The sequence below is a fragment of the Gordonia cholesterolivorans genome (assembly GCF_039531975.1).
In the GTDB taxonomy this organism is placed as follows: Bacteria; Actinomycetota; Actinomycetes; order Mycobacteriales; family Mycobacteriaceae; genus Gordonia; species Gordonia sihwensis.
This window is the reverse complement of record NZ_BAAARB010000002.1, coordinates 75,840-88,518: the sequence shown is the minus strand read 5'-3', so window position 1 is coordinate 88,518 and position 12,679 is coordinate 75,840. Positions and strand designations below refer to the sequence as shown.

Genomic DNA, 12,679 nt, shown 5'->3' with positions numbered 1-12,679 from the left:
CACAGCCGGAACAGGTCTACTTCAGCTCGGCACTGGTCTTTCCGAGCACCCGACGGGCGATGATCAGCTGCTGAATCTGCTGTGTGCCCTCGAAGATGTCGAGGATCTTGGAGTCGCGAGCCCACTTCTCGAGCAGTTCGGTCTCGGAGAACGCGGCCGTGGCACCGATCTCGACGGCCTTGTTGGTGAGTTCGGTGACGGTGCGGCCGGCCTTCGCCTTCGACATCGACGCCTCGGTGGAGTTGGGCTGCTTGTTGTCGGCCATCCACGCCGCGCGCAGCGTGAGCATCCACGACGACTCCCAGTCGGACTCGAGCCGGATGAACTCGGCGACGGCAGCGTGCTGAGCGGCGACCGGACGGTCGTAGTCGACCTGGTGACCGGACTCTTCGAGCATCCGGCGCAACTCCTCGAGAGCGGCCCGCCCGAGGCCGACGGCCATCGCGGCCACCACCGGCCTGGTGTTGTCGAACGTCTGCATGACGCCACCGAAACCCGTCTTCACCTGGATCTCCGGCGTGCCGAGCAGGTTCTCGGCCGGCACTCGAACGTCCTCGAACCGGACCACCGCGGTATCGGATGACTTGATGCCGAGCTTGTGCTCGAGCCGCGCGACGGTGACGCCGTCGGCGTTCATCGGCACCACGAAGCTCTTGATGGCGGCGCGGCCGACGCTCTTGTCGAGCGTCGCCCACACCACGACGTGGTCGGCGCGGCTTCCGGCGGTCACGAAGATCTTCTCGCCGTTGATCACGTACTCGTCGCCGTCCAGGACGGCGGTGGTGGAGACGGCGGCCGAATCCGATCCGAAGCCCGGCTCGGTGATGGCCATGGCGGCCCAGACATCGGCGAAACGCTCGAGCTGCTCGTCGTTCGCCACCGCGGCGATCGCCGCGTTTCCGAGGCCCTGGTACGGAATCGACAGCATCAGACCGACGTCGCCCCAACCGAGTTCGCGGGCGTTGAGCACTGACCGGAGGTTGGCGCCGTTGACGGTCTCCTCCGCGGACTCGTCCGCCTTGTCGGCGTCCTTATCGCCCCCGCGGGCCTGTTTGGCGATCTTCCCGAGCTCGTCGAGTTCGACGGGGTACTCGTGCTCGGCCTTGTCGTACTTGCGGGAGATCGGCCGGAAGATGTGCTCGGCAGCGAGACGGGCGCGCTCGACCGTGGAGTTCAGCTTCTCCGGGAGCTCAAGGTTGATAGCCATGGCGCTACCTTACTACTGAGTAAGTTCGTTGCCAAGCGTCTGCAGGCTCCCCGTTTCGGCACAATCGTGAAATGGTCCGATTCACGGCGAATCCCGTGCGTGCACTCGCCGGGACCGATCCCGGCCGTACCCGGCTGCTCAACGCGAGCGGGGTAGCGGTGGCTGTGCTGATCAGCACCGGGTGCGCCTGGCTGATCGTGAACGCGACCCACGCGGACGGCGGCTACCTGGCGGTCGGAGCGTTTCTCGCGATGCAAGCGGGTCTGAGCGTGCGCGACGCCACCGCGCCGGCCCGGGTCGTCACCACGGCCCTGTTGGTGATTCCCGTGGTCGGCGGCCTCGCCGGCACCACATTGCTCGCACACAACAGGTACGTCGAGATCGCCGCCTTCGTCGTGATCGGCGGCGTCGCCACCTGGATGCGACGCTTCGGTCCGCGCTGGTCGGCGGTGGGAATGATCGCGTTCTTCTCCAGCTTCTTCGCGTTGTTCCTGCGGCCGACGGTCGACGATCTCGGCCCGCTGCTGCTCATCGGCGTCGGCGCTGTGGCGGCGAGTCTGATCGTCAAGTCGACCATACTGCTGCACGCACCAGACCGGTCGCTGCGACTGCTGATGCGCCAGTTCCGCGGCGCCGGGGACGCGGCCGTGCGCGCGGCGGAAGGCTCCGTCGGCCGGCCCCGCGCGACACTGCAGGCCCGGCTCGATCGCCTCGGCGACGTCGCCATGGCGATCACCGACTGGCAGAGCCAATACGACACCGCCGCCCGCACCGGATTGACAGCACACGAACTGGCCCGGCTAGTCTTCGACGCCCGCACCGATCTTGTGCAGGCATGTCTGCATCTGGCGCAGGTCCCAGAGCCGAACGCCGACCGGGAACTGACCGCACTGCTGGACGCCATGCATCGCGTGCTGGACACGGACCTGCCGGCGTCCGAGCGGTCGGCCGCGTCCGCCCGCGCGCGCCGGACGCTGGAGGCCGTCGATCCCGACGTCCCCGGGCGATTCGCGGTCGCGCTCCTCGCCCGCGCGGTCGAATCGCAGATCGCTCTGCGCGAGGCGCTCGAGTCACCGCATCCGGCGGCGACTGCCGAACCCGACACGGACGTCTCGAGCGACGAGCCGACGGACGCCGAACCGGCGGTCGCGCGCGATGCCGAGATCGCTGAGGCCCCAGACGCCGGAGGCGGTCCGCATCGTTTCTGGCACGAGTGGACTCCGACCACGCGGATGGCCGTGCAGGTGATGCTCGCGGCCACCCTCGCCACCGTCGCCGGCGAGGCCATCTCGGCGTCACGCTGGTACTGGTCGGTGCTGACGGCGTTTCTGGTGTTCGTGGGCGTCAACACCCGTGCCGCGATCCTGACCAGGGCCTATCGCCGAGTGATCGGCACCGTCTGCGGAGTCTTCGTCGGCTTCGGCTTCGGCATCGCGATCGACGGCGCGGAGTTGCCCCTCATGCTGCTGTGCGCGGTCAGCGTCTTCTGCATGGTGTACCTCGGGCCCCTCAATTACGCGGTGATGGCCTTCTTCGTCACCGTCCTGCTGTCGTCCATGTACGGCCTTCTGGGGATCCTCAACCGGCACATCCTCGAACTGCGGCTCGAGGAGACCCTCACCGGAGCGGTGATCGGCGTCGCGTGCGCCTTCCTGATCTTCTCCAGCAGTTCCCGTCCCGAGCTGATCACCCGCATCCGCGCATACTTCGCCTCGCTCGAGGAGGTCCTCACCCGATCCGGCGACGTCCTCATCGGCCACGGGCCGACCACGGCGGTGCTCGACGCGGCGCATCGGCTCGACACCGATCACCGCGAACTGGAGACCTTCGTCTCGTCGATGGCGGTCTCATTCGCAGGCGGTCAACGCCGCACCCTCCGTCGATCGGCCACCGCGCTGCTCAAGAACGCCGGTGTTCACGCCGACCGGCTGGCCCAGGAATCGGTGATCCTCGGAAAGGAGGGCGGTACCGCGGCCTTCCACGGCGACGCCGCCGACGCGGCGCGGCGCGGCATCGACGCAGTGGTCGCCCAGTCGGACGCCGCATGCCGCTCGTTGCTGCACCGCAGACGCGACAATCCGGCCAAGAGCGAGGCGTCCGAGACCTTCGACGCCGTCCGTCGGGTTCCGTGCCGACCGCACACCCCGCAGTATCGGGCCATGCTGGCGCTGTCGAATCTGAGCATCACCATGGCGAACATCGAACGACTGCGGGAGCGCGACTGACGCCTCGGCCGCATCATCGGGTCGCGGCTTTTGCCACGAATCGGCGACTGCGCGATCATCGGTGACCATGACACTGTTTCCGCCCGTCGCCACCGAGCCGCCCGCGTCCCTGGTGACCCGCGGCCGATACAACTTCGGCACCTACGACGGCCCGATCGCCGACATCAACCCGCTCGACGCCGCCGGCTCCGGTCCGCTCGCCGGCACCCGGCGCGCCGTGCGCAACCTCGGGTTGAAGGAGTGGGAGGCCTTTCAACTGGGGGACGACGACCTCTTCGTCCTGGGTGCGGTCTACAACGCGAAGACCCTCGGTCTGCTCCAGGTCCTGGTGGTGGACAAGCACGCGGCGACCATCCGGCGCTGGGAGACCAAACTCCCGTCGCCGCTGCTGACGGTCGCGCGCGGACTCGACGGCACCGTCTCCGAGGGGGAGTTCGCGGGACTGGAGATCGAGATCGGTAACCAGCTCCCCGGCGGCCGGGTCACCGTCGACGCGACGCACCGCGGCACCGCGCTGACACCCGAACTCGACCTGCACATCACGGGCGACTGCGAGCCCGGTGCGGCCGGTCATCTGGTGATCGTGCATCCCTTCGACGAGAACCGGGCCCTGTACTCGCACAAGGCGATGATGCCCGCGTCGGGCTCGCTGCTGATCGGCGGAGCCGACGTGGGTCTCGCCGACGGTCGCGGCTTCCTGATCCTCGACGACCACCACGGCGACTACCCCCGGCCGATGAAGTACGACTGGGTCACCGGTGTCCGGCGCACGCCCGCCGGCGTGGTCGAGGGCTTCAACCTCACCGACAATCAGGTCCGCAATCCGGGTGTCTACAACGAGAACGCCATCTGGATCGGCGATCAGGTGCACCGCCTGCCCGCGGTCACCGTCGACCGCCCCGACGGCCCATGGGGCACCTGGTACATCCGCGACTCGGGGGGCGCGGTGGACGTGACGTTCACACCCACCGTGCAGTCGACGATGCACGTCGGACCACGCAAGATCCTCGCCGAATACTACGCGCCGTACGGGTGGTACGAGGGCACCATCCACGCGCAGCATGCGACGCTGAGGGTCGACGGCATGTTCGGCGTGGGGGAGTCCAAGCGCATCTCGGTGTGACCGTCGAGCGCGGTCAGGGAACCACGTTCACCATCTTGCCGGGCACATAGATCACCTTGCGCGGCTCGCCGTCGAGCAGCGCGGCGATCTTCGGGTCGGCCAGCGCGGCGCCGACGACCGTCGGCTCGTCGGCGTCCGCGGCCACCTGGATACGGCTGCGGACCTTGCCCTTGACCTGCACCGGGATCTCGATGCTCTCCTCCACCAGCCACTGCTCGTCGACCTCGGGGAAGGGTCCCCGCGCCAGCGAACCGTCGTGGCCCAAGCGGCTCCACAGTTCCTCGGCGAGATGGGGAGCGAGGGGAGCGAGCATCAGGACCAGCGACTCCACCGTCTCCCGCGGCGCGCCGCCGGGGTAGTTCTTGGTGAGGAAGTTGGTCAGCTCGATCAGCTTCGCACCGGCGGTGTTGGTCCGCAGGTTCGCGAAGTCGTCGCGCACGCCCTCGATCGTCCGGTGCAGCGCCTTGTTGGCCTCGTCGGACGGCGCCTCGTCGACGACGCGGACTCCGCCGGTCTCCTCGTCCAACACCAGGCGCCAGACGCGCTGCAGGAAGCGCTGCGCACCGACCACGTCCTTGGTGGCCCACGGGCGCGACTGGTCCAGCGGACCCATCGACATCTCGTAGACGCGCAGGGTGTCGGCGCCGTAGTCACGGCAGATGTCGTCGGGAGCGACGGAGTTCTTGAGCGACTTGCCCATCTTCCCGTACTCCTGCGTGACCTCCTGGCCCTGGTAGAAGTACTTGCCGTCCCGCTCGGAGACCTCCTCCGCCGGAACGTAGACGCCGCGCGAATCGGTGTACGCGTAGGCCTGGATCATGCCCTGGTTGAACAGCCGGCGGTAGGGCTCGCTGCTGGTGACGTAGCCGAGGTCGAACAGGACCTTGTGCCAGAAGCGCGAGTACAGCAGGTGCAGGACCGCGTGCTCGACGCCGCCGATGTACAGGTCGAGGCCGCCGGGATCGTCCGGCCCGTGGATCGCCGGTCGCGGACCCATCCAGTATGCCTCGTTCTCCTTGGCGCACAGGGTCTCGTCGTTGGTCGGGTCGATGTAGCGCAGCTGGTACCACGAGCTGCCCGCCCACTGCGGCATCACGTTGGTGTCGCGGGTGTAGGTCTGCAGACCGTTGCCGAGATCGAGTTCCACGGTGACCCAGTCGGTGGCCTTGGCCAGCGGGGGAGACGGCTCGCTGTCCGCATCGTCGGGATCGAAGGAGACGGGCTGGTAGTCGGCCACCTCCGGCAGCGCGATCGGCAGCATCGACTCTGGCAGCGCGTGCGGGGCGCCCTGGGCGTCGTACACGATCGGGAAGGGCTCGCCCCAGTACCGCTGCCGGGCGAACAGCCAGTCGCGCAGTTTGTACTGCACGGTGCCGGTGCCGGTGCCGTCGGTCTCCAGCCGCTCGATCATCGCGGCCTTGGCCTCGTCCACACCGAGCCCGTCGAGGAAGCCGGAGTTGATCAGCGGACCGTCGCCGGTGAACGCCGACTCCTCGATGCCCTGCTCCGAACCGATCACCTCGAGCAGCGGCAGCCCGAAGGTGCGCGCGAACTCGTAGTCGCGGGTGTCGTGCGCCGGGACGGCCATGATGGCGCCGGTTCCGTATCCGATGAGCACGTAGTCGGCGATGAAGACCGGCACCGGACGACCGTTGACGGGGTTGGTCGCGAACGCACCGGTGAAGACGCCGGTCTTCTCCTTGTTCTCCTGACGCTCCAGATCGCTCTTGGCGGCGATCGACGCGCGGTAGGCCGCGACGGCCTCGGCGGGCGTTGCCGCGCCGCCGGTCCATCGCTCGTCCACCTCGTCGGGCCACTGGTCGGCGACGATCTCGTCGACCAGCTCGTGTTCGGGCGCCAGGACCATGTAGCTGGCACCGAAGAGGGTGTCGGGCCGGGTGGTGAAGACCTCGATTGAGGCGTCCGTCCCCGGGACCGGGAACTGAACCTGCGCACCGCGCGAGCGGCCGATCCAGTTCCGCTGCATCGTCTTGACCTTCTCCGGCCAGTCCAGCAGCTCGAGATCGTCGAGCAGGCGGTCGGAGTATGCGGTGATCCGCATCATCCACTGACGCAGGTTCTTCCGGAACACCGGGAAGTTGCCGCGTTCGCTGCGACCGTCGGCGGTGACCTCTTCGTTCGCCAGCACCGTGCCCAGGCCGGGGCACCAGTTCACCAATGAGTCACTGAGGTACACCAGGCGGTACTCGTCGAGCACCTCGCGACGCTCGGCGGCGCTGAGCGCCACCCAGTCGCGTCCGTCCTCGAGCTCGCGCGAACCGTTCTCGAACTCCTCGATCAGCTCCGAGATGTGACGCGCCTTCTTCGCCTCCGGATCGAACCAGGCGTTGTAGATCTGCAGGAAGATCCACTGCGTCCACCGGTAGAAGTCGATGTCGGTGGTGGCGACGCGGCGGCGCTCGTCGTGCCCGAGACCGAGACGGCGGATCTGCTGCAGGTACCGCTCGATGTTCGCCTCGGTGGTGGTGCGCGGATGAGTGCCCGTCTGGACGGCGTACTGCTCGGCCGGCAGGCCGAACGAGTCGAAGCCCATGGTGTGCAGGACGTTCTTGCCGGTCATCCGCTGGTAGCGGGCGAAGACGTCGCTGGCGATGAAGCCGAGCGGATGGCCGACGTGCAGACCGGCGCCCGACGGGTACGGGAACATGTCCTGAACGAACAGCTTGTCCTCGGCGTCGGGGGAGTCGCCGGAGAAGTGCGAGAAGTCGCCCGCCAGCGGGCCGACGGGGTTCGGGGCGGCGAAGGTCTGGTTCCGCGTCCAGAACTCCTGCCAGCGCGCCTCGATCTCGCCGGCGGTCTGCGCGGTGTACCGGTGGGCGGCGCTGTCGGCCGGACGATTCGTCGAATCAGCAGAAGTCACCCGACCAGCGTAAATCCTCGCGTCCCGGTGCCCAAAAGCGACCAGTGCCCACCGCGAAGTGAACCCGCCGCGGCCCGCTCGCCGTTATCCATTTCGCCCGGACGACGAGCCCGTCGTACAGTGACCGTGTGTCTATCGCGTCCACCGTCGTCTCAGTTCTCGCGCTGGTGCTTGCGGCCGGATGGCTCGGAGTCGGCGTAGCCGGCCTGACCGGTGCGCTCCGCCGCAACCGCTGGCTCGGTGTGCGTTCTCCGGAGACGCTGCGGTCGGAGGAGACCTTCGCCGTCGCCAACAAGGTCGCGGCGCCCGGCTTCCTCGGGGCCGCTCTGATCCTCGCCGTCACCGGCGGTCTCGGACTCGCCTTCGGCGGCTGGGGCCTGCTGTTCGCGGTGTTCGGCATCGTGGTCGCGGTCGGGGTGATCTCGGCGGTCGGGGGCATGGCCATCCAGGCCGCGCAGAGCGTGCCGGTGCCCGACGCGGGCGGGTGCGGCTGCTGTTCCGGCGCCGCCGATACGACGGCGGGAGGCTGCTCGGAGACCGCGGGCGACGACGACGCGGCGGCCGCGGACTGCGGCGAATCGAGCTGCGGTACGTGCGCACTGAGCGGCATGTGCCTGTCGGAGGACAACCCGCACAACGCCGGGTAGCTCGATGCGCAGACTTCTCGATCGTTCCCCGATCGACGGTTTCGTCCTGTCGATACTGCTCGCGGTGGTCGTCGCCGCGGTCTTCCCGGCGCGGGGCGCCTTCGCCGACGTCATGGACTGGGTCGTGACCATTCTGATCGGACTGCTGTTCTTCCTCTACGGCGCCCGGTTGCATCCGCGGGAGGCCCTCGACGGTCTCACCCACTGGCGGCTTCACCTGACGATTCTGAGCTTCACCTTCGTCCTGTTCCCGATCATCGGGCTCGTTCTGCTGCCCGCGCTGACACCGGTCATCGGCGATCAGCTCGCACACGGCGTGCTGTACCTGACCCTGGTGCCTTCGACCGTGCAGTCGTCGATCGCCTTCACCTCCATCGCCCGGGGCAACGTCGCCGGCGCGATCGTGAGCGCCTCGGCGTCCAACCTCCTCGGCGTCTTCGTGACGCCGCTGCTGGTGGTACTGCTGATGAGTTCGGAGGCCGGCGTCCACATCACCGCGGCGTCGGTCACCAAGATCGTGCTCGAGATCCTGGTCCCCTTCATCGCCGGTCAGCTGTGCCGGCCGTTGGTGGCCGGATTCCTGACGAAATACGCGGCACCGACGAAGTACGTGGACCGCAGTTCCATCGTGGTGGTGGTCTACGTCGCCTTCAGCGAGGGCGTGGTCTCGGGGATGTGGTCGATCGTGAGCGTCTGGGACGTGATCGCGGTCTGCCTGCTGTCGCTGGTGTTCGTGATCGCCATGCTGGCTCTGACCGGCTGGTTGCCCAAACGTCTCGGCTTCTCCCGTGAGGACACGATCGCGATCCAGTTCTGCGGGACCAAGAAGTCACTGGCGACGGGACTTCCGCTCGCATCGGTGATGTTCGCCGGAAGCGCCGTCGGCTTCATCGTGCTGCCGCTGATGATCTTCCATCAGATCCAGCTGATCCTGTGCTCGATGCTGGCCAGCCGTTACGAGAAGCAGGCACTGGCGGTCACCGAGGCCTGAGGCGGCGTGTCCCGGAACCGGCGTCGCCGCCGGTGCGTCCAATCGGTATGGACACCGCCATCGAGTACTGCTTCGGCACCGGACACGCACCGCCGACGCACTGGTGGACCGCGCCCGACCTCGACCTCGACGGTGACGGCCGGCTCGATGCCGTCGCTCTCGACTTCGACGGCGACGGTCGTAGCGACGATGCGATGTGGGATACCGACGGAGACGGCGTCGCCGATCTGGCAGCCCTCGATCTGGACGACGACGGCGTCCGCGAGAGCTTCTACGCCGACGGCGGCGGGGGGCTGTGGGAGACGGCCGCGGACCCGCCGCCCGATACCGGCGCCGTCTCCGCCCGGCCTCCCGCCGAGACACCGCTCGACACCGACGGCGACGGCAGACCCGACACCGTCCTGCTCGACGGCGACGGCGACGGTTTCGCCGATGCCTACCGGCGCGTCGGCTACCGGGCCACCGGCTCCGACAGCAGTACGGGCGGAGCCGATCCCTCGGCCCGCTGACCGGACCGCCAGACGCCGGCGGCGGCGACGGCGTACAGCGCCGCACCCGCGAAGATCAGCTGCACACTGAAGCCGGTGGGCGGAATGACGAGTGCGGCCACGAAGATCGCCGCCACGAAGGCCGTGTTGAACAGCGCGTCCTGCACCGCGAACACCTGCCCGCGATAAGAGTCGTCGATGTCGCATTGCATCGCGACGTCGCCGCAGAGCTTGATCGTCTGTCCGGCGAGACCGACCAGCAGCGCCGCGATCAGCACCGGGACCGGACGGACCGAGAGCAGCATCAGTTCCGCGAACGCCCCGATCAGCAGGGCCCAGACCACTGTGCCCCGACGCCCGGCGCGCCGGACCGACACCGGCGTCGTCCCGGCCGCGATCAGCGCTCCGACAGCGACGAAGGCGCCGATCATGGCGATGGCCCGAACGTCGGCGCCGAGAGCGTCTCCGAGTTCGGTGTTCCGCACCAGCATGAGGAACATCAGCGTGTTCAGCCCGAACACCAGCCGGTGCGTCCCGATCGCGCTCAGCACGATGGCGACACTCGGCGTGCGCACCACGGCGCCGAGTCCGTGCGAGAGCCCCCGGACCACCGAATACGCCGCCGTGTGACCGACTCCGTCCGGATGGTCCGGTCCCAATTGACGAACCGCGAACCTGGTGGCCAGCAGCGCCGAGCACACGGCGAAGACCGCTCCCGCGAGCAGGGTGGCGCCCGAACCGCCGTTGTCGGCCCCGAAGATCATCCGCAGCACCCCGGAGACACCCGCTCCGGCCGCGAGCATCGCGGCGCCCACCGTCGTGAACACCGCATTCGTCTCCACGATCAGTTGCGGCGGCGCCACGTGCGGCAGGCTCGCCGACAGGCCCGACGCCACCAGCCGGCTGCAACCGGTCACCAGCAGCGCCGACAGCAGGACGACGGGTTCGGCGGTGTCGGTGCTCATGGTGATCGCCACCACGACCACAGCCGCGGCCCGCAGCAGGTTGACGAAGACGAGCACGCGTCGACGATCCCAGTGGTCGAGCAGGGCGCCGGCGAAGGGACCGAGGAGCGAGTAGGGGAGCAGCAGTACGGCGAAGCCGCCGGCGATCGCCATCGGATCGGTGTGCCTGTCGGGGTTGAAGAGGATCGAGAAGGCCAGCGCGGCTTGGAAAGCGCCGTCGCTCAGCTGGCTCAGCAGACGGACCGCGAACAGCCGGAACAGCCCCGGGGCATGCGTTACCGACTGCAAACTCTTCACCAGTCGAGTTTACGGCTCATCTTGAGCCGGGGTGGCGGCGTCACCGGGCGCTGAGTGTCATTATTGAGGTGTGTCCGGCGCCGACTATCTGACCGATCAACCCGAGGTGAGTGCGGGAAGCCTGCTGATAGCGTCCACCGCTCTCACCGGGCCGACGTTCGCCCGCACGGTGATCTACGTGATCGAACACGATGAGCAGGGCACTCTCGGCGTGGTTCTGAACAGGATGTCGGACGCCGCGGTGTACAACGTGCTGCCCGCGTGGACCGAGCTCGCCGCCAGTCCTCGCGCGGTCTTCGTCGGCGGTCCCGTGGCGACCTCGTCGGCGCTCTGCCTCGGAGTCGCGAAGACCGGCGTCGACGTCAGCAAGCAGCCGCGTCTGCACCAGGTGCTCGGTCCGGTGGCGATGGTCGACCTCGACGCCGATCCGGACGAACTGGCACAGGTGCTCACCGGCGTCCGGATCTTCGCCGGCTACGCAGGCTGGGATGCCGGTCAGCTCGACGAGGAACTGGCGGAGGGCAGCTGGATCGTCGCCCAGGGCCTGCCCACCGATCTGCTGGCCGAACCCTCCGTCGACGTATGGCAGCGAGTGCTCGCCCGGCAGCCGTGGCCCCTGCCACTGCTGTCCACCTACCCTCGCCATCCCGAGGAGAACTAGGGCAGGTCGCCGGTCACCGCTTCGCCACCGGAACGACCATCATGTCCTCGCCGACGGTGACCCGGCCGTCGTATCCGCGTTGGGCTTCCTCGGTCCATACCTTGGGGTCGATCGTGCGTCCCCCGGTTTCTTCGATGTGTGACAGGACCAGAGACGGCACGTTCGCCTTTTGGGCGATGGGACCGACTTCGTTCACGAAAACGTGAGACTTGCGGTGGTGATCGATCACGTCCTCGGTGAGCCCGGCATCCGGCGGGATGCGGAGTGCCTCGTGGACGAGAACGTCCGACGAGTTCGCCAGCCTGATGAGGTTCTCCGAGTGTCGAGTGTCGCCGGAGAACGTGACGGCGCCGTGGTCGGTGTCGAATCGGAAGGCGAAAGAGGGAAACACCGGGCCGTGTGGAACGAGCGTGGCCGTCACCTTGACCCGATCGTCTTCCATCACGGTGAACGGTGCCATGTCGGGGGCAGTGTTGTCCCACCGCGCACCGGTTGCCGCCGGGATGGCGATCTCGTGGATGTCCGGGATGTCGCGGGGGTCACGGAAACCCGCATCGCGCATGAGGACGTTGCTGTTGTATGCGAAGGCCTCGTGGAGCCTGTCTGTCATCTCGCGGGTTCCGGGCGTCGGACTCTGCGGGGCGACAGTGGTCACCCGCCGGCCACCCAGCGCTTCCGGAAGCCCTCCGGCGGATCCGGGTCCGTAGACCGGGATACCGGTCGGGACGACGTCTCCGTTCTTCTCGCCGGTGGTACCGGCCATCATGAAGTAGTTGTAGTAGTCGGCGACATGGTCGGCGTGCAGATGGGTCAGGAAGACTCCCGCCATTTCCCGGTAGTGCAGTCCGGACCTCTTGTACTGCGTCACCGAGCTGCGACCGCAGTCGATCAGGTAGGTCTTCCCGTCCACCACCAGGGCCGTCGAGATGCCCACTCGCTCGGTCGCCGGCGGCGGTCCGGCCTTCGTGCCGAGCGGAACGAGCGTCAACTTCGACTGCTGCAGATCGGGTGGCATCGCCGTCGGCGTCAGCGAACTGGCCACCGGTTGGGTCGATCCGCATGCGGCGACCAGACCGGCCCCGGTAAGCGCCGCCCCGCCTGCGAGCGCGGCGCGGAGGAAGTTCCGGCGGCCGAGATTCGACGAAGCCTTCTCGGCCACAGGCCGGCTAACGTGCTCGTGATGTGAACCGCAAT

General features: G+C 68.1%; 10 protein-coding genes. 6 read left to right on the top strand and 4 right to left on the bottom strand.

Translation table 11 applies throughout. The annotated features are described in order from the left end of the window. Positions 1-16: 16 nt before the first annotated feature. A complete protein-coding gene (locus ABFX36_RS02080) occupies positions 17-1,207 on the bottom strand; it encodes an acyl-CoA dehydrogenase family protein (RefSeq protein WP_006896735.1) in 1,191 nt (396 codons plus the stop codon). A gap of 71 nt (positions 1,208-1,278) precedes the next feature. On the opposite strand from ABFX36_RS02080, the gene ABFX36_RS02075 reads away from it, so the two are divergent. Next, positions 1,279-3,432: an FUSC family protein gene (locus ABFX36_RS02075; protein WP_346074749.1), complete on the top strand. Its 2,154-nt coding sequence runs from the start codon at positions 1,279-1,281 to the stop codon at positions 3,430-3,432. 67 nt (positions 3,433-3,499) lie between these two features. Next, entirely contained in the window at positions 3,500-4,555 is a 1,056-nt protein-coding gene (locus tag ABFX36_RS02070) for a DUF2804 family protein (RefSeq protein WP_346074748.1), read from the top strand. 13 nt (positions 4,556-4,568) lie between these two features. Here ABFX36_RS02070 and leuS read toward each other — a convergent pair whose 3' ends face one another. After that, positions 4,569-7,436, bottom strand: coding sequence for a leucine--tRNA ligase (leuS, locus tag ABFX36_RS02065; RefSeq protein WP_346074747.1), 2,868 nt, complete (start codon positions 7,434-7,436; stop codon positions 4,569-4,571). 128 nt (positions 7,437-7,564) lie between these two features. On the opposite strand from leuS, the gene ABFX36_RS02060 reads away from it, so the two are divergent. From ABFX36_RS02060 to ABFX36_RS02050, 3 genes are read left to right on the top strand one after another with little or no spacing between them, the layout of a single operon-like run. Then, positions 7,565-8,083, top strand: coding sequence for an SdpI family protein (locus tag ABFX36_RS02060; RefSeq protein ID WP_006896739.1), 519 nt, complete (start codon positions 7,565-7,567; stop codon positions 8,081-8,083). Between the two features lie 4 nt (positions 8,084-8,087). Next, entirely contained in the window at positions 8,088-9,074 is a 987-nt protein-coding gene (locus ABFX36_RS02055; RefSeq protein ID WP_006896740.1) for a bile acid:sodium symporter family protein, read from the top strand. A gap of 47 nt (positions 9,075-9,121) precedes the next feature. Then, a complete protein-coding gene (locus ABFX36_RS02050) occupies positions 9,122-9,583 on the top strand; it encodes a hypothetical protein (protein ID WP_045537085.1) in 462 nt (153 codons plus the stop codon). On the opposite strand, the gene ABFX36_RS02045 is transcribed toward ABFX36_RS02050, so the two are convergent. Continuing rightward, positions 9,526-10,824 carry an MFS transporter gene (locus tag ABFX36_RS02045; protein ID WP_101841505.1) on the bottom strand — a complete coding sequence of 433 codons (1,299 nt, stop codon included), beginning with the start codon at positions 10,822-10,824 and terminating at the stop codon, positions 9,526-9,528. The two genes, ABFX36_RS02050 and ABFX36_RS02045, sit on opposite strands and share 58 nt — an antisense overlap. Before the next feature lie 70 nt (positions 10,825-10,894). On the opposite strand from ABFX36_RS02045, the gene ABFX36_RS02040 reads away from it, so the two are divergent. Next, positions 10,895-11,485, top strand: coding sequence for a YqgE/AlgH family protein (locus tag ABFX36_RS02040; protein ID WP_045537089.1), 591 nt, complete (start codon positions 10,895-10,897; stop codon positions 11,483-11,485). A gap of 13 nt (positions 11,486-11,498) precedes the next feature. Here the strand turns inward: ABFX36_RS02040 and ABFX36_RS02035 are convergent, their stop codons facing one another. After that, on the bottom strand, positions 11,499-12,644 hold the full coding sequence (locus ABFX36_RS02035) for an MBL fold metallo-hydrolase (protein ID WP_231875724.1): 1,146 nt from the start codon (positions 12,642-12,644) through the stop codon (positions 11,499-11,501). Positions 12,645-12,679 lie beyond the last annotated feature (35 nt).

Coding starts and splice junctions, on each gene's coding strand:
- ABFX36_RS02080 (WP_006896735.1), bottom strand. CDS start 1,207: ATGGCTATCAACCTTGAGCTCCCGGAGAAGCTGAACTCCACGGTCGAG.
- ABFX36_RS02075 (WP_346074749.1), top strand. CDS start 1,279: ATGGTCCGATTCACGGCGAATCCCGTGCGTGCACTCGCCGGGACCGAT.
- ABFX36_RS02070 (WP_346074748.1), top strand. CDS start 3,500: ATGACACTGTTTCCGCCCGTCGCCACCGAGCCGCCCGCGTCCCTGGTG.
- ABFX36_RS02055 (WP_006896740.1), top strand. CDS start 8,088: ATGCGCAGACTTCTCGATCGTTCCCCGATCGACGGTTTCGTCCTGTCG.
- ABFX36_RS02050 (WP_045537085.1), top strand. CDS start 9,122: ATGGACACCGCCATCGAGTACTGCTTCGGCACCGGACACGCACCGCCG.